Origin of the sequence: Burkholderia sp. SCN-KJ (assembly GCF_024656005.1) — a bacterium.
GTDB lineage: Bacteria > Pseudomonadota > Gammaproteobacteria > Burkholderiales > Burkholderiaceae > Burkholderia.
The window spans coordinates 55,081-71,094 of sequence record NZ_JANKOG010000002.1; the positions used below are offsets into that span (position 1 = coordinate 55,081).

Annotated in this window: 14 protein-coding genes and 1 pseudogene; 10 read left to right on the forward strand and 5 right to left on the reverse strand. The window is 65.5% G+C overall.

Going from position 1 to position 16,014, the window contains the following annotated elements; all coding sequences use genetic code 11:
- The first annotated feature begins 426 nt into the window (after positions 1-426).
- The 5 genes from NQV17_RS03580 (at position 427) to NQV17_RS03600 (ending at position 5,411) form a co-directional block, all read left to right on the forward strand.
- A complete protein-coding gene (locus NQV17_RS03580; protein WP_257768943.1) occupies positions 427-1,545 on the forward strand; it encodes a branched-chain amino acid ABC transporter substrate-binding protein in 1,119 nt (372 codons plus the stop codon).
- 185 nt (positions 1,546-1,730) lie between these two features.
- Positions 1,731-2,657 carry a high-affinity branched-chain amino acid ABC transporter permease LivH gene (livH, locus tag NQV17_RS03585; RefSeq protein ID WP_044846846.1) on the forward strand — a complete coding sequence of 309 codons (927 nt, stop codon included), beginning with the start codon at positions 1,731-1,733 and terminating at the stop codon, positions 2,655-2,657.
- A gap of 11 nt (positions 2,658-2,668) precedes the next feature.
- Positions 2,669-3,940 carry a high-affinity branched-chain amino acid ABC transporter permease LivM gene (locus NQV17_RS03590; protein ID WP_044846847.1) on the forward strand — a complete coding sequence of 424 codons (1,272 nt, stop codon included), beginning with the start codon at positions 2,669-2,671 and terminating at the stop codon, positions 3,938-3,940.
- A complete protein-coding gene (gene livG, locus NQV17_RS03595; protein ID WP_044846848.1) occupies positions 3,937-4,710 on the forward strand; it encodes a high-affinity branched-chain amino acid ABC transporter ATP-binding protein LivG in 774 nt (257 codons plus the stop codon). The genes NQV17_RS03590 and livG overlap by 4 nt, the downstream gene beginning before the upstream one ends.
- A complete protein-coding gene (locus tag NQV17_RS03600; RefSeq protein WP_044846849.1) occupies positions 4,710-5,411 on the forward strand; it encodes an ABC transporter ATP-binding protein in 702 nt (233 codons plus the stop codon). Before livG ends, NQV17_RS03600 begins: the two co-directional genes overlap by 1 nt.
- A gap of 186 nt (positions 5,412-5,597) precedes the next feature.
- On the opposite strand, the gene NQV17_RS03605 is transcribed toward NQV17_RS03600, so the two are convergent.
- The gene (locus NQV17_RS03605; protein ID WP_044846850.1) at positions 5,598-6,449 is read right to left on the reverse strand and encodes a LysR substrate-binding domain-containing protein; all 852 of its coding nucleotides are present in this window, start codon (positions 6,447-6,449) and stop codon (positions 5,598-5,600) included.
- 133 nt (positions 6,450-6,582) lie between these two features.
- On the opposite strand from NQV17_RS03605, the gene NQV17_RS03610 reads away from it, so the two are divergent.
- The 3 genes and pseudogenes from NQV17_RS03610 to NQV17_RS03620 all read left to right on the forward strand — a co-directional run.
- Positions 6,583-7,563, forward strand: coding sequence for a hypothetical protein (locus NQV17_RS03610; protein WP_257768950.1), 981 nt, complete (start codon positions 6,583-6,585; stop codon positions 7,561-7,563).
- Between the two features lie 36 nt (positions 7,564-7,599).
- Positions 7,600-8,586 (forward strand): 2OG-Fe(II) oxygenase, encoded by a 987-nt coding sequence (locus tag NQV17_RS03615; RefSeq protein WP_257768952.1) that lies wholly within the window; start codon positions 7,600-7,602, stop codon positions 8,584-8,586.
- 14 nt (positions 8,587-8,600) lie between these two features.
- Positions 8,601-9,404: pseudogene (locus NQV17_RS03620) on the forward strand (DMT family transporter); the annotation flags it as partial.
- A 136-nt stretch (positions 9,405-9,540) separates the two neighbouring features.
- On the opposite strand, the gene NQV17_RS03625 reads toward NQV17_RS03620, so the two are convergent.
- From NQV17_RS03625 to NQV17_RS03635, 3 genes are all read right to left on the reverse strand, one after another.
- Positions 9,541-9,948 (reverse strand): DUF2000 domain-containing protein, encoded by a 408-nt coding sequence (locus tag NQV17_RS03625; RefSeq protein ID WP_082088634.1) that lies wholly within the window; start codon positions 9,946-9,948, stop codon positions 9,541-9,543.
- A 44-nt stretch (positions 9,949-9,992) separates the two neighbouring features.
- Positions 9,993-10,862, reverse strand: a complete 870-nt coding sequence (locus NQV17_RS03630; protein ID WP_257768955.1) for an AraC family transcriptional regulator — start codon at positions 10,860-10,862, stop codon at positions 9,993-9,995.
- A gap of 86 nt (positions 10,863-10,948) precedes the next feature.
- The gene (locus NQV17_RS03635; RefSeq protein ID WP_257768957.1) at positions 10,949-12,250 is read right to left on the reverse strand and encodes an aspartate aminotransferase family protein; all 1,302 of its coding nucleotides are present in this window, start codon (positions 12,248-12,250) and stop codon (positions 10,949-10,951) included.
- 77 nt (positions 12,251-12,327) lie between these two features.
- On the opposite strand from NQV17_RS03635, the gene NQV17_RS03640 reads away from it, so the two are divergent.
- Together NQV17_RS03640 and NQV17_RS03650 are read left to right on the forward strand one after the other, a co-directional pair.
- Positions 12,328-13,212, forward strand: coding sequence for a LysR family transcriptional regulator (locus NQV17_RS03640; protein WP_257768959.1), 885 nt, complete (start codon positions 12,328-12,330; stop codon positions 13,210-13,212).
- A gap of 693 nt (positions 13,213-13,905) precedes the next feature.
- On the forward strand, positions 13,906-15,111 hold the full coding sequence (locus NQV17_RS03650) for an MFS transporter (RefSeq protein WP_257768961.1): 1,206 nt from the start codon (positions 13,906-13,908) through the stop codon (positions 15,109-15,111).
- On the opposite strand, the gene NQV17_RS03655 is transcribed toward NQV17_RS03650, so the two are convergent.
- A complete protein-coding gene (locus NQV17_RS03655) occupies positions 15,108-16,001 on the reverse strand; it encodes a LysR substrate-binding domain-containing protein (protein ID WP_257770207.1) in 894 nt (297 codons plus the stop codon). The genes NQV17_RS03650 and NQV17_RS03655 overlap by 4 nt on opposite strands.
- Between the last annotated feature and the right edge of the window lie 13 nt (positions 16,002-16,014).

Below are 16,014 nucleotides of genomic sequence, written 5' to 3' on the forward strand. Positions count from 1 at the left end.
GCAACCCAATTGCACCCACCGCAAACGTTCCCCGCCTACCCGAGTTGCTCCCCAATCGCCACCTGGCGCGAGCCAAGTTTCTCCGTGTTTTCCCTCATAGAAGCGGCATTTTTGACAGACGATTTAAAAACCCCCATATAATTTCGACTGCCTTGCCAACGGCTGTCGGACCATCCCTCCGAACAAGCAGTTGGCAAGCGGGGCAGGCGAAACGCTTGCGCAATGCAAGACGCATCACGATGTCTTTCCGAACCAGACGTCCCCCTTGGGGGACTGCAAGAGCCGGGCCCCGCTACGCAACATCCATCCGCAGGTCCGTCTTCATGTGTCTCGGGCGTGTCCCATGTCCTCGCCCCGGGTGCTGTTCGATTGCGCAAGTCATGCCGCCTTTGCCCGTATGACTAAACAACATCGAGGAGCTCCCAGATGACGCTGTCCCGTCTTACGTCCATTTCCGTCGCCGCCGTGCTGTTCGCCGCCGGCGCCGCCGCCGCGCAAGCGGAAACCGTGAAGATCGCCATCGCTGGTCCGATGAGCGGCTCGGTCGCCCAATACGGCGACATGGTGAAGGCCGGCGCGCTGACCGCGATCGAACAGATCAACGCGGCAGGCGGCGCGGGCGGCAACAAGTTCGAAGTCGTGCAGATGGACGACGCATGCGAACCGAAGCAGGCCGTCGCCGTCGCCAACAAGATCGTCAGCCAGAAGATCAAGTACGTGATCGGCCACGTGTGCTCGGGTTCGACGATCCCCGCCTCCGACATCTACGAGAACGAAGGCATCGTGATGGTCACGCCGTCGGCCACCGCGCCGCAGCTGACGGAAGGCAAGAAGCGCCACTTCATCTTCCGCACGATCGGCCGTGACGACCAGCAAGGCCCGGCCGCCGCGCACTACATCATCAACAACGTGAAGCCGAAGAAGGTCGCGATCCTGCACGACAAGCAGTCGTACGGCCAGGGCATCGCGTCGTCGGTGAAGAAGGACCTCGAAGGCGCGAAGATCCCGGTCGTGCTGTTCGAAGGCATCAACGCCGGCGATTCGGACTACTCGGCGATCATCACGAAGCTGAAGTCGCAAGGCGTCGACTTCGTCTACTTCGGCGGCTATCACCCGGAAATGGGCCTGCTGATGCGCCAGGCGCGCGAGCAGGGCGTGAAGGCGATGTTCATGGGCCCTGAAGGCGTGGGCAACAAGGACGTGACGGCGATCGCCGGCCCGGCTTCGGAAGGCATGCTCGTCACGTTGCCGGCAGATTTCTCGGCCGACCCGGCCAACGCGGCGCTCGTGAAGGCGTTCGCGGACAAGAAGCGCGACCCGAACGGCCCGTTCCAGATGCCGTCGTACGCAGCGGTGAAGATCATCGCCGACGCGATCGCCGGCGCGAAGACGACCGACCCGACGAAGGTCGCCGCGTACATGCACAAGACGACGTTCGACACGCCGATCGGCAAGGTCGCGTATGACGCCCAGGGCGACCTGAAGGCGTTCAAGTTCGTCGTCTACACGTGGCACAAGGACGCGACGAAGACCGCCGCCAAGTAATCCGGCGTACCCGCCCGCGCGCCCGCCCTGTCCGAGACCCGGACGGGGCGGGCGTGCATTCGCGCCGCGCATGACCGCATTGCGCGGCCGACGGGCGGCCCGAGACGACACCGTGCGTTGCGCGCGGCCGACCGCCGTGATCCGGCGACGGCACGCGACCCAGCGCCAACGGGAGCTTCCCGCACATGACTGACTTCTTTCCTCAATTCGCCCAGCAGCTGGTCAACGGCCTGACGCTGGGTGCGATCTATGCGTTGATCGCCATCGGCTACTCGATGGTCTACGGCATCATCGGCATGATCAACTTCGCCCACGGCGAGATCTACATGATCGGCGCATACGTGGGCCTCGTGACCCTCACCGCCATCGGCATCTCCGCCGGTTATCCGCTGCCGCTCGTGCTCGGCGCCGCGCTGATCGTGTCGGTGCTCGTCACCGGCCTGTACGGCTTCGCGGTCGAACGCGTTGCCTATCGTCCGCTACGCGGCGGCCCGCGCCTCGTGCCGCTGATCTCCGCGATCGGCATGTCGATCTTCCTGCAGAACTACGTGCAGATCGGCCAGGGCGCGCGCGACGTGTCCGTGCCGGTGCTGATCTCCGGCGCATTCGACATCCATCTCGGCGGCGATTACGACGTGACGATTCCGTATGCGCGTCTGCTGATCGTCTGCGTGACGGTCGTGCTGATGATCGCGCTCACGCTGTTCATCTCGCATTCGCGGATGGGCCGCGCGTGCCGCGCGTGCGCCGAAGACATGAAGATGGCGAACCTGCTCGGCATCGACACGAACCGCGTGATCTCGTTCACGTTCGTGCTCGGCGCGATGCTGGCGGCCGTCGGCGGCGTGCTGATCGGGCTGACGATCGGCAAGCTGAACCCGTACATCGGCTTCGTCGCGGGCATCAAGGCGTTCACCGCCGCGGTGCTGGGCGGGATCGGCAGCATCCCGGGCGCGATGCTCGGCGGCGTGCTGCTGGGCCTCGCCGAAACCTTCGCCGCAGGCTACATGCCGGCCGAGTACAAGGACGTGGTCGCGTTCGGCCTGCTCGTGCTGATCCTGCTCTTCCGCCCGACCGGCCTGCTCGGCAAGTCGGACATCGAAAAGGTCTGAGGGAGACGCAGATGAGTCAAGTCATTTCCGTTCGCCGCCCGGCCGCCGACGCGTCGGTCGGCCAGGCGCTGAAGAATGCCGCGGCCGCCGCGCTGCTGACGGCGATCCTCACGATCCCGGTGCTCGGCCTGCAGCTGAAGCTCGACGGCTATCAGGTGGTGCTGACGCCGCACTGGCGTCCGGTGTGGATCGCGGTCGCGGCCGTGTTCCTGTTCCAGCTGTTCAAGCCGTGGCTCGTGCGCGCGAAATCGGCGGTGAAGCTGCCGGCGATGCCCGCGATGGGCGCGCAGCAGCAGCGCGCGATCATCTGGGTGCTGCTCGCGGTCGGCCTCGTGTGGCCGTTCTTCGGTTCGCGCGGTGCGGTGGACGTCGCGACGCTCGCGCTGATTTACGTGATCCTCGGCCTCGGGCTGAACATCGTGGTCGGTTTCGCGGGGCTGCTGGATCTCGGCTATGTCGGGTTCTACGCGGTCGGCGGCTATACGTACGCGATGCTGAACCAGTATTTCGGGCTGTCGTTCTGGGAGTGCCTGCCGATCGCGGCGATCGCCGCGGCGACGTTCGGCTTCCTGCTCGGCTTCCCGGTGCTGCGCCTGCGCGGCGACTATCTCGCGATCGTCACGCTCGGCTTCGGCGAAATCATCCGCCTGCTGGCAAACAACCTGACGAGCCTCACCGGCGGCCCGGACGGCATCTCGAGCATTCCGAAGCCGACGGTGTTCGGCTTCGAGATGGCGCGCTCGGCGAGCGTCGAAGGCGCGAAGACCTTCCATGAACTGATCGGGCTGGAATACAGCGGTGAGCACATGGTGATCTTCCTGTACCTGATCGCGCTGGTGCTGGTCGGCTTCACGCTGTTCGTGACGAGCCGCCTGATCCGCATGCCGATGGGCCGCGCGTGGGAAGCGCTGCGCGACGACGAGATCGCCTGCCGCTCGCTGGGTCTCAACCCGACGCGCATCAAGCTGTCGGCGTTCACGCTCGGCGCGGCGTTCGCGGGCATCGGCGGCGCGTTCTTCGCGGCGCGTCAGGGCCTCGTGAATCCTGAATCGTTCACCTTCATCGAATCGGCGCTGATCCTCGCGATCGTCGTGCTCGGCGGGATGGGCTCGCAGCTCGGCGTGATCCTCGCGGCGATCCTGCTGACCGTGCTGCCGGAAGTCGCGCGTGGCTTCGCCGAGTACCGGATGCTGATCTTCGGCCTGGTGATGGTGTTGATGATGATGTGGCGTCCGCAGGGCCTGCTGCCCGCGAGCCGTCCCCACGTGGAGCTGCCGCAATGAGCGCGAATACGGAACTGTTGAAGGTCGCCGGGCTGCAGATGCGCTTCGGCGGGTTGCTCGCGGTGGACGGCATCGATTTCGACGTGCGCCGCAACGAGGTGTTCGCGATCATCGGGCCGAACGGCGCGGGCAAGACCACGGTGTTCAACTGCGTCGGCGGCTTCTACAAGCCGACCGGCGGCGACGTCGTGCTCGACGGCCACGCGATCGCCGGGCTGCCGAGCCACCAGATCGCGTTGAAGGGCCTGGTGCGCACGTTCCAGAACATCCGCCTGTTCAAGTCGCTGACGGTGGTCGAGAACCTGCTCGTCGCGCAGCACCGCAAGGTGAAGTCCGGGCTGTTGCCGGGCCTGTTCTCGACGCCCGCGTATCGTCGCGCCGAGAAGGAAGCGCTCGAACGCGCGGCCGTGTGGCTCGACCGGATGGGGCTGAAGTCGGTCGCCAACCGGCAGGCCGGCACGCTGTCGTACGGGCACCAGCGGCGCCTGGAGATCGCGCGCTGCATGATCACCGAGCCGCGTCTCCTGATGCTGGACGAACCGGCGGCCGGTCTGAACCCGCAGGAGAAGATCGAGCTGCAGCACCTGATCGACAAGCTGCGCCACGAGTTCGGCGTGTCGGTGCTGCTGATCGAACACGACATGAGCCTCGTGATGGGCGTGTCGGACCGCATCCTCGTGATGGAGCACGGCCGGCCGATCGTGATCGGCACGCCGGAAGCGGTCCGCAACGACCCGCGCGTGATCAAGGCGTATCTGGGGGAAGAGTGATGCTGAAGCTGGAACAGGTCCATACGCACTATGGCGCGGTCGAGGCGCTCGCGGGCGTGTCGATCGAGGTAAAGAAGGGCGAGATCGTCACGCTGATCGGCAGCAACGGCGCCGGCAAGACGACGCTGATGATGACCGTGTGCGGCACGCCGCGCGCGTCGTCGGGCCGCGTGCTGTTCGAGGGCAACGACATTACCGCGATGTCGACGCACCAGATCATGCGGCAGGGGATGGCGATCTCGCCGGAAGGACGGCGCGTGTTCCCGAGCCTGACGGTGCTCGAGAACCTGAAGATGGGCGGGTTCTTCGCGAGCCGTCATGAGATCGACGACGGCATCGAGCACGTGTTCAAGCTGTTTCCGCGCCTGAAGGAACGCGCGGCGCAGCGGGCCGGCACGATGTCGGGCGGCGAGCAGCAGATGCTGGCGATCGGCCGCGCGCTAATGAGCAAGCCGCGCCTGCTGCTGCTCGACGAGCCGACGCTCGGCCTCGCGCCGCTCGTGATCGCGCAGATCTTCGACATCATCCGGACGATTCGTGACGAGGGTGTCACGGTGTTCCTGGTCGAGCAGAACGCGAACAAGGCGCTGGGTGTGGCCGATCGTGGCTACGTGCTCGAAACGGGGCGCGTGGTGCTCGCCGACACGGGCGCGAACCTGCTCGCGAACGACCGGATCAAGCAGGCGTATCTCGGCGGTTGACGAGAGAAAGCCGCCGGCCTGCAACGGGCCGGCGGTCTACGGGAATGGTGTAGCCGATTCGGCTTCGATCGTAGCAATTTCGACTACACCTGGCGAAGCACTCGGATCGACGCAAAATCACTACGACGACGCGAGACACCTCTATCAGCAGCGGTTCGGCCTCGACCTGCTGATGACTTTTCTACCCTAGCCGATCCTGAACGTGCTTTTCAGCACGTCGCGCAAATGCAGCGCGGCGCGATTGCTGTCGTCCGTGAGGATCGTGATCAGGTGCGGCGGCAGATCCGGCAGCGCGATCCCCGCGACGTTGCTCGTCAGGTTGCCGGACACGCGATCGTGCTCGATGATGCCGACCGCGAGGCCATTCGCGATGCACGCCTCGACCGCCGGCGAGCTCGCGCTCTCGAGCAGCATCCGGTGCGCGATCTTCGCCTTCTTCAGCGCGTTCAGCGCGGTATCGCGGTACGGACATCCCTGCAGCTGCACGGCGATCGGCAGCGGCGCGTCGGGATTGAACTTGAAGGTGCGCGCGGCGACCCACACCGGATGGGTCTTGCTGAGCAGTTCCGCGTGCGGCAGCGCTTTCGGCACGACGGCAATCGTGATGTCGAGCTGGCCGCGGGAAAACAGCTGCTGCAGTTCCTCGCTGGAGCGCGCTTCGACGGTCAGTTCGAGCAACGGCCGGTCGGCGGCGAAGCGCGGCAGGAATTCCGCCATGAAATGCGCGGCATACGAATCGGGGATGCCGAGCCGCAACTTGCCGGTCAGGATCTGCGGCGACAGCGATTCGACCAGGCGGTCGTGGCTCGACAGGAACTCGGTGGTGTCGCCGAGCAGCTTGTGGCCGAACTGCGTGAGCTCGACGGCCTGGTTGTTTCGCGTAAACAGCCGCTGCGCGACCATCTCCTCGAGCTTCTGGATCTGTGCGGTGACCGACGACGGGCTGCGATTTACATACGCAGCTGCATCCTTGAAGCGGCCGAGCTTCGCGACGGCGTGGAAGGTACGCAGCAGGTCGACGTCCAGGGTGCGCGGCATGATTTTGATTTTCCGAATCAGTGATTCAGGTAATGTCGATTGACGGAATTATTGCGCCTCCCTATCCTCGGGTCAACAGGCGGACGACGGCAGGCATTCGATCGAGCGTGACACGTATCCCGGGGAACGATTCATGTCTATCAATGATTTTGTAGTGGATGCATTGGTGCGGGACAGGAAGCTGAAGGCGGAGTCGGTATGGACGGTCGAGAATCACGAGAAGTATTCGACGTTGCAGCGCACGGACGATGCCGCGCGGCAGCGCGAGGCGGGGCGTGAAGTCTTCTCCTTGATGCGGAATCTGAACGAATTGGGGGTTCGGAGTCCTGCATTATGTGCGGATCACAACGGAAAAGGATCGTTGCGGGAAGCGATCGGTGCGTTGAGCGAGCGTCTCGCCACGTTGTCGCGCGGCCGCCATGTTCACTACATCGAACTCGGGCCCGAGCCGGTCAAGACGACCGAACTGATGAAGGGCGTCAGCGGCGGCGGGCCGGACCATCTGCGCTACACGGCGGTCGACATCAACGAGTCGTCGGAACACGCGATGCGCGACGCGATCATGCCGTTCCTGAAGACGCCCGGCTGTTTCAACTACATCGCCGACGATTACCGGAACGTGCAGTGGAACCACATCGATCTGGGCCAGGACATGACCTTCATCACGATGCTCGGGTTCCAGGAAGGCAACGAATTGCCGGTGACGATCGGCCGGCTGATCCGCAATCTCGGCGGCAAGTCGACCTACGTGGTGTCGGAGATGCAGCTGTTCGTCGAAGGCCGCGAAGCGCACATCTACGACTTCTACCGCAACGAGAACATGGTGCGGTTCTCCGAAGTCGTGAGCCGGCAGCAGGGCTTCGAGCCGCACGGCGAGCATGACGTGTCGATCGTCCGGCTGAACCTGCTGGGCGATCAGTTCCACGTTGCGGTTACGCTGCAGCCGGTATCGAAGGCGGGCGTCCACGGGCATCTGATCACCAACGTCTGCCTGAAATACACGCCCGAGCAATTCCGCCACGTGCGCAGCAGCCACGGCAACTGCCGGGTGATCGAAGAGCTGCGCAGCGGGGACGGCAGCGTCGTGTACCAGATTGCGCAGTTCAAGGGCTAGCGCCCCGGGGCCGCAACGACGAGAGCGAGGCACGCGATGAACAAGGGACATGCACTGCCGGTGTTTGCGCGCGGGTTCGATCGGGTGAGGCTTGCGCTGCGGACCTCGCTGGCCGGCGACGCGAATGTCGCGGACGACACGGTTACCGTTGCGGAACGGATGCGCTGGACGAGCGGCCTTCTGCGCGATGGCTATCAGGTGCGGTATCGCCGCAACCTCGACGATCTCGGCTATCGCGACGTGCCGATGCGCGGCACGCGGTCGAACGCGCTCAACGCGGTGTGCAGCCTGCGCGGTTTGTTCTCCGACGAAGCGGTTCACGCGCTGCGCGAGATCGGCCGCACGCTGGAACGCAGCGCGTCGCACAGCAACTGGATCATCTCGAAGCGGGTGCGTGCGGTGACGAACCGCTCGCGCTTCATCGACGCGATGATGCACGACCGCGCGTTCCTGCTGCGGCTGTCGCGTCTGGCCGGCGCGCCGTTGATTCCGTATCCGATGATCAATGCGCGCTCGCAGTTCAACTATTACTACCCGACGCGCGAGCGCGACGACAAGGAACAGGTCGGCATGTGGCACACCGACGGCACCAGTTTCGTGCTGAACATCGTGCTGTCGGATCGATCCGAATACGAGGGCGGAAACTTTCTGTTCTACGAATCGACTGCCGAGACGTTCGATCGGCACGATCGCGAACGCGCGCATGTGAAGACGGCGGATTTGAGCCAGGCGGGCGACGCGCTGCTGATCTACGGCAGCAAGCTGTTTCACGGCGTCGAACCGGTCGAGGCAGGGCGGCGCATGTCGCTGGTGCTGTCGTTTCATTGCCCGTACACGCGCGAGGACGACAACGGCTTCTGGCATCTCGCGTCGGACGACGGCATCCCGCGCACGGTCGTCAACTGGCTGGCATTGCAACGCAGCCTCCGCGACGACGCCGCGATGCAGTACCTTCGCCTCGGTCTCGAACCGATCCGGTTCGACGAGCTGGGCGACGCGCACACATCCACGGTCACGTTCTGAGGGGCGCCGTTCCGATGCAGCTTTTCCTGATCCAGCTCGTTTTCGTGTTGTCGTGGAGTTCCGGCTTCATCGGTGCCAAGCTCGGCGCGGAGACGGCCGGTGCGTTCAACCTGCTGTTCTGGCGTTTTCTGCTCGTCACGCTCTGTCTGGCGATCGTCCTCAACAGGCGGCTCGGGCGCCTGACGCTGGAGAAGATCCGCTATCACGCGGTGATCGGCTTTCTGTCGCAGTTTCTCTACCTGGCCTGCGTCTACGTCGCGATCCAGCATGGGCTGCCGCCGGGCATCGCGGCGATCGTCGCGGCGTTGCAGCCGCTCATCACGGCGGCGATGACGACGTTCGAAGGCAGCGAGCGCAGCGGCGCGCGCCAGTGGGCCGGGCTCGTGCTCGGATTCATCGGCGTCGGCATCGTTATCGGCGGGCAATACGCGCTGCCGACCGAATCGGTCGGCATCGTCATGTACATGCTGCCGCTGGTGTCCGCGCTGGGGCTGTCGATCGCGACGATCTATCAGCGGCGGCGCGCGCTCACGACGGCGCGCAGCAACGAGGACGGGTTGTTTCTGCCGCTGTTCGTGCAGGGGTGCGTGAGCCTCGTGCTGTTCGCGGCATGCGGGCTCGTCACCGGCGATCTGCATGTGCCGACGCAGCCGAACGTCTGGTTGTCCGTCGTGTGGCTGACGGTATTCTCGACGTTCATCGCTTACCTGACGTTATGGGCGCTGCTCAAGCGCATGCCCGCGACGCGCGTGGCGACGCTCGTCTATCTCGAACCGCCCGTGACGCTGACCTGGGCCGCGTGGATGTTCGGCGACCGGATTCCGGTGACGACCTATCTCGGCATCGTCGTCGTCGCGCTCGGCGTGTGGCTCGCCAGCAAGCACGGCGAACGGTTCGGCCGGGCGCGGCGGGCAGGCATGGAAGCGGCCCGCGGCAGCGAGCCGGACGCCGGGTTCACGCGTGCAACGCCAGACCCTTCACGGCCTTATCCACGGCCTTCTTCGGCCCGTGCAATGCAAGGCCGACCAGATCGAGATTCGTCGCGTCCCCGGCGCGAAACGCTTCGCGATTGGCCGCGTCGTGCCCGGTCGAGAACATCGCGCGCACGTACGGCACGATCCTGACTTCGCGCGACAGCGCGTGCCGATGCGCGGCCTGCAGGCCGTCGAGATCGGCCGCGAACACCAGCATCGGCTGGCCGAACATGCGGCCGTAGCGATTCCCGGCCGCATCCTCGTAAGGCTCGCCGAGCGCTTCGGGCGCGCCGGCCGCGACGCCCGTCGCGAGAAATGCGACCACGTTGAGTTTCTGCCACGCCGCGAGATCGTCGCGCACGATCAATGCCACTTTCGTATCGAACATGAGTGCTCCTCGTTGGAGCGCTCATGATCGGATGGCCGGCGCGATCAGTCTGGAACGTTTGTGCACATGCGCCGATAGGCGGCCGGCGTCATCCGGTACGCGCGGCGGAACCAGCGGCCGAGGTGACTCTGGTCGGCGAAGCCGACGTCCGCGGCGGCCTGCGCCGGCGTGCGGCCCGCCGCGAGCAGCCGGCGCGCCGCGCGCAGGCGCAGGCGAACCAGGTACGCGTGCGGCGACGTGCCGTATGCGCGCTGGAACTGCCGCGTGAGCCGGAAGCGATCGATGCCGGCTAGTTCGGCGAGTTCGTCGAGGCCGAGGTTGCCGTCCAGATGCGCGTGCAGCAGGTCGCGCACGCGCACGATCGCCGGCGGCACGGTGCGCGTGCTCGTGTCGGCGCTTGCCGCGACCGAATCGCGCAATTGGCTGCCGAGGCGCGTGAGCAGACGGTCGAGCGTCTGGTCGCGCGCGAGCTTGCCTTCGTTGCCGTGGATCGCGAGAAACGCGTGGCGGATCGCGTCGACGAGGCTGCGATCGTCGACGAGCGTATGGCCGAACGCGGCTTCGACGCCGCTCAGGCCGGGAAGATCGATTCGGCGTGCCGCACGTTCGACCCACGCCTGCGGCAGGTACAGCATCGAGTAGGTGAAGCCGCCGGCTTCCGGCGCATGGCCGTCGTGCAGCGCGCCCGGCTCGATCAGGATCGCGCGGCCCGGCACGCTCGTGTGCAGCGACCGATGACACTGGAAACGCTGCACGCCTTGTTCCGTAAAGCCGATCAGCATGTCGTCGTGATCGTGCGGATCGTACGCATGCCCGCTGAAATGCGCGCGCAGGCTTTCGATCCCCGTTTCCGGATCGCGGCGCGCGACGAGCCAGTGTTCGTTCGTGCCGTTGTCGTTTGCCGCGCTCGCCATCGCTCGCCTCGCTGCCCGTCGTCGTTGCCTGCCGGATAGTGTACGCAGATCGTACGCGCTTCGTGCGGCAGCGACGGGCGGCGGGGTTACAGCGCGCGTGCGATCGCCTGTTCCAGCAGCGACAGCCCGAGATCGATTTCCGCTTCGCTGACGGTCAGCGGCGGCGCGATCCGGAACACGCCGCCCATGCCCGGCAACTGCACGATGTTCATGCTGAGCCCGAGGTTCATGCACTCGCGCGTGATCTTCGCGCCAAGGCCATCCGCCGGTTCCTTCGTCCGCCGGTCCTTGACGATCTCGACGCCGAGCAGCAGGCCGCGCCCGCGCACGTCGCCGATGCAGTCGAAGCGCTCCATCAGGTCGAGCAGCCCGCGCCGCAGCCGGTCGCCCATCACGTTCGCCCGCTGGACGAGGCCGTCGCGCTGCACCACGTCGAGCACGCGCAGGCCGACCGCGGCCGGCAGCGGGTCCGACACGTGCGTCGTGTAGAACAGGTAGCCGAGTTCGTGCGCGCGTTCCTCGATCCGCGCGGACGTGACGACCGCCGCGAGCGGCAGCCCCGCGCCGAGCGTCTTCGACAGCGTGAGGAGGTCGGGCGTCACGCCGTCGCGCTGGCACGCGAACATCGTGCCGGTGCGCCCGACGCCGGTTTGCGCTTCGTCGAGGATCAGCAGCATCCCGCGCTCTTCGCACTTGCGCTTGAGCGCCGCCATGTAGCCTTCCGGCAGTTCGATGATGCCGCCCGAACTGAGGATCGGCTCCGCGATGAACGCGGCGAGGTTGCCGCTCGACTGGCGATCGATCAGGTCGAATGCGTAGTCGAGTTCGGCGAGATAGTCGTAGGTGCCGTTGCGCTCGAAGCGCGGCCGGTACGCGAATGGCGCCGGAATCGCGAACGAGCCGACGGCGGCCGGGCCGACACCCTTGCGGCCTGCGCTGTACGTGGCGGATGCCGCCGCGCCCGTCATCCCGTGCCACGACTGCGCGAAGCCGACGATCTCGTACTTGCCGGTGACGAGCTTCGCCATCCGGATCGCCGCTTCGTTCGATTCCGCGCCGGTGCTCAGCAGCAGCGCGCGATCGAGCCCGGGCGGCGTGAGGTCGGCGAGGCGCGTCGCGAGGTCGACGACGGGGCGCGACAGCATCCCGCTGAACAGGTGATCGAGCTTGCCCGCGTATTCGTTGATGACGGAGACGATCTCCGGATGGCTGTGCCCGAGCACCGCGCTCATCTGTCCCGACGTGAAATCGAGGATCGCGCGGCCGTCCGCGTCGTAGACGAAGCTGCCTTGCGCGCGCTCGATGATCATCGGCTCGAACGTGCCGCCGTAGCGGATTAGGTGCTGCCTGGCGTTGTGCCAGAAGGTTGCGTCGTCGTTCAGGGACATCGGGCTTCTCCGGACAAGGGCCAAGGATCGCTTGCAGTCTAGGCGCCGGTCTGGTTTTATGGAAACGAATAGTTCTTATGCAAGGTAGAAAAGGAGCTAATACCTTGGCACGTTCGCTCGAAATCGACTTGCTGCGCTCGTTCGTCGTCATCGCCGAGGTGCGCTCGCTCAGCCGCGCGGCGGCGCGGGTCGGCCGCACGCAGTCGGCGCTCAGCCAGCAGATGCGGCGGCTCGAGGAAAGCGTCGACCAGCCGCTGTTCCAGCGCACCGGCCGCGGCGTGCTGCTCACGCATCCTGGCGAGCGGCTGCTCGTGCATGCGCAGCGCATCCTGCGGCAGCACGACGAGGCGATGGCCGACCTGTGCGGCACCGGGTTGTCGGGCACGATCCGGTTCGGCTGCCCGGACGATTACGCGGGCGTGTTCCTGCCGTCGCTGCTCCGGCAGTTCTCGAGCCAGCATCCGCAGGCGATCGTCGAGGTCGTGTGCGGGCCGACGCCGCGGCTGCTCGAACAGCTCGACAAGCGGGCGGTCGATCTGGCGATGGTGTCCGTGCCGGACGATGGTTCGGACGGCGACTTCATCCGCCGCGAGCAACTGGTCTGGATCGGCTATCCGGGGCTCGATGCCGCGCGGTTCGATCCGTTGCCGCTCGCGCTGTCCGATCCCGATACGCTCGATCACATCGCGGCCTGTGAGGCGCTGCATCGCGCCGGCCGCGATTATCGCGTCGCGTATGCGAGCAGCAGCCTCGCGGGGCTGACCGCGCTGGTGCGTTCGGGGCAGGCGTTCGCGGTGATGACGCAGACGGCGGTGCCGGCGGATCTCGCGATCCTCGCCGGCGATCGCGGATTGCCGCCGCTGCCGGCGGTCGGCATTACGCTGCGGTTCGACCGGAAGCGGCCGTCGCTTCTGACGGCGGCGTTTGCGGAGCATATTCGGGCGGTGTTGCCGGTGCTGTGAGGACGGGGTAGGGCGTGTGGGTGATCGGTCGTTCCTCAAGCTGCCCGGCCCACGCATCCACCACGCTCGGACCCTTGCGCTTGAGGTACTTCGGTTCAGTCGCTTCTGGCTGTCGCAACCACGTCCGGCTCGTGTTCCGGGACAGCCCCGTTCGCGTGCAATCTTTCGCAGCGGCACCTTCTCGCGGAAATACATCCGCCTGATCTTGGCCAGCCTGTCCACCGTGATCACTCCCATGCCCCTTGCTCAAGAATTGAGCAGGACATTCAATCACCTGGGTCAAATTTAGATGCAAACTACCCGGCCAAGTGGGGCAATTCCGCTCGCGCGTTAACACGTGACACGCGCAATTCGCACAGTTATTCGTGAAATGAACGCCGGAGAAGTCGGTGATCGTGGCGAGCAGCTCATCGAGCAGTTCGAACACGACCGGCCTGCTCGAGTACCCGAGCAGGCCGACCGAGGGACGTTCTGGTTTATCATCAACACATTCCTATGTGCAGCCAGGCACTGCGCGCAATCAGCGAGCACATCGATATCGTCGATAGCCGGAAGCACAGATCGGCGTGTCTGAATTGCCGATCGCCTGCGGCAAATTCGCGATGCTTCCATCTCAATGAGCTCGCTACTCCGCCGCTTGGTCTCCAGGAATGATGGCGAACCGCGACCAACATCCGGCACATAATCAATGAAATGAGCGCTTTGAAAAGCGAAGTCTCTCGTGAGGCACTGCATGGCCCCGATCCGTCCCGTCGTCGCTCGCTGATCGCCGCCTGCGGCGCGCACGCCGTACACGACGGGCTGACCGACGTCATTTACGTGCTGCTTCCGATCTGGCAGGCGCAGTTCGCGATCAATTACGCGCAGATCGGCTTGTTACGCGGGCTCTATTCCGGAGTGATGGCGAGTTTTCAGTTGCTTGCGAGCCGGGCCGCGCGGCGATGTGGGCGCGAGCGCATGCTAGTGGCCGGGACCGCCCTCGCGGGCGTTGCCTACCTGATCGCCAGTCAGGCCGATGGGCTGACGGTACTGCTGATCACACTGGCGCTGGGCGGCCTGGGCGCCAGCACGCAGCATCCTCTGGCATCGTCGATGGTCACCGATTCCCACGAGGCAGGCGGAGGCGTGAAGGAGGCGCTGGCCCAATACAACTTCTCCGGAGACATCGGCAAGACGCTGATACCGGGCCTGATCGGCCTTCTGTTGACGGTCGTGACGTGGCGAACCGGCGCCACGCTGATTGGCCTGCTGGGCGTGGTTTCGGCGGGCCTGCTGTGGTGGCTGATTCCGCCGCGCGACTCGTCGCGCGCGGCGCGCGACAAGACGCCGAAAGCGGCCACCGGCAGCGGTTCGTCCGGCGGCTTGCGTGCGCTGCTCGCGACCGGCACCCTCGACAGTGCCGTGCGGATGGGCTTTCTGACGTTTCTGCCGTTCCTGCTCAAAAGCAAGGGGGCTGGCACTGCCGGTATCGGTCTTGCGCTCACGTTGCTGTTCGTGGGCGGCGCGTTCGGCAAGCTCTTTTGCGGCTATCTGGGGGCGCGCATCGGGATGATGAAGACGGTGTGGCTCACGGAGTCCGCCACGTCGCTGCTGGTCGTGCTCGCTGTGTTCTCGCCACTCTTCGCCATGATGGCGATGCTGCCGCTGCTTGGACTGGCGCTGAACGGAACATCGTCCGTGCTCTACGGCGTCGTGCCAGAACTGGCCGGTGTCGGCAAGCGCGAGCAGGCGTTCGCCTTGTTCTATACGGGCACAATCGGCGGCGGCGCGCTGTCGCCGGTTCTTTTCGGCCGTCTGGGCGACATCGCGGGAGTCCCGACCGCGCTGCTCGCGCTGGCCTCAGTCCTGCTGTTGACACTGCCGTTGTCGTGGTACGTGCAGAAGGGCCTGGAAGCCTAGCCGGCCGCGGCCGACCTGGCGAATTCGATGAACTGCCCGACGCAGGTCGACGAGAACGGTTCGGACCATGTGACGACCAACTCGAGAACATGCGGCGTCGCCAGCGGCACGTAGGCGACGCCCGAGCGTTGTAGCGTCGACGTGAAGCCGGGCACGATGGCGACGCCGCGTTCCGCTGCCACCAGCGACACCAGCGTCGTCATCTGCGATGCGGTAGGCCCTATCTGCGGCGCAACCCCCTCCTGGGCGCACAGATCCTCGAGCGCCGCATTCAGCGCGGAACCGTAACCCGCCGGGAACGTGACGAAATTCTCCTTGACGAGTTCACGGAACGCGATCGTCGCCTTACCCGCGTGTCGACTCTGCGCTGGGACCGCGGCGACGAGCGGCTCCCGCGACACGACGAGGGACCGGATGCCCTCCCCGGACGTCTTTGCCGCCGACCAGCCGAATCCGACGTCCATCGTGCCGACAGCGATCTGCTGGCGTTGACTCGCGGTCGATACTTCCCGAAACGCCAACTCGACTTCCGGCATGCTGCGGCTCACCTTGCGGATGATGTCCGAAAACGCGTCGGACATCGGAATGGAACTCGCATAGCCGATCACGACACGACCGACCATCCCTTGCGTCATCTTGCGCGCCGTTGCCTCCGCCTCGTCGACTGCATGAATGACGCTCCTCGCGTGTTCGAGAAACAGTGCGCCTGCCGGCGTGAGCTGGACCGCGCGTGTCGATCGTTCGAACAGCCGGATACCTAGGTCAGTTTCCAGCGCGGCGATATGGCGCGTCAAAGGCGGCTGGGCGATACGCAAACGCAACGCCGCGCGTCCGAAGTGCAATTCATCGGCGACGGTCACGAAATAGCGGAGGCGGCGTAGGTCGAGCATTCTTGTCTTTTCG

Bases quoted from the DNA above. Each gene is read 5' to 3' on its own strand.
- livG (WP_044846848.1), top strand. From the start codon at position 3,937: ATGAGCGCGAATACGGAACTGTTGAAGGTCGCCGGGCTGCAGATGCGC.
- NQV17_RS03605 (WP_044846850.1), bottom strand. From the start codon at position 6,449: ATGCCGCGCACCCTGGACGTCGACCTGCTGCGTACCTTCCACGCCGTC.
- NQV17_RS03625 (WP_082088634.1), bottom strand. From the start codon at position 9,948: ATGTTCGATACGAAAGTGGCATTGATCGTGCGCGACGATCTCGCGGCG.
- NQV17_RS03590 (WP_044846847.1), top strand. From the start codon at position 2,669: ATGAGTCAAGTCATTTCCGTTCGCCGCCCGGCCGCCGACGCGTCGGTC.
- NQV17_RS03580 (WP_257768943.1), top strand. From the start codon at position 427: ATGACGCTGTCCCGTCTTACGTCCATTTCCGTCGCCGCCGTGCTGTTC.
- NQV17_RS03615 (WP_257768952.1), top strand. From the start codon at position 7,600: ATGAACAAGGGACATGCACTGCCGGTGTTTGCGCGCGGGTTCGATCGG.
- NQV17_RS03610 (WP_257768950.1), top strand. From the start codon at position 6,583: ATGTCTATCAATGATTTTGTAGTGGATGCATTGGTGCGGGACAGGAAG.
- NQV17_RS03640 (WP_257768959.1), top strand. From the start codon at position 12,328: ATGCAAGGTAGAAAAGGAGCTAATACCTTGGCACGTTCGCTCGAAATC.
- NQV17_RS03630 (WP_257768955.1), bottom strand. From the start codon at position 10,862: ATGGCGAGCGCGGCAAACGACAACGGCACGAACGAACACTGGCTCGTC.
- NQV17_RS03600 (WP_044846849.1), top strand. From the start codon at position 4,710: ATGCTGAAGCTGGAACAGGTCCATACGCACTATGGCGCGGTCGAGGCG.
- livH (WP_044846846.1), top strand. From the start codon at position 1,731: ATGACTGACTTCTTTCCTCAATTCGCCCAGCAGCTGGTCAACGGCCTG.
- NQV17_RS03635 (WP_257768957.1), bottom strand. From the start codon at position 12,250: ATGTCCCTGAACGACGACGCAACCTTCTGGCACAACGCCAGGCAGCAC.
- NQV17_RS03655 (WP_257770207.1), bottom strand. From the start codon at position 16,001: ATGCTCGACCTACGCCGCCTCCGCTATTTCGTGACCGTCGCCGATGAA.
- NQV17_RS03650 (WP_257768961.1), top strand. From the start codon at position 13,906: ATGAGCGCTTTGAAAAGCGAAGTCTCTCGTGAGGCACTGCATGGCCCC.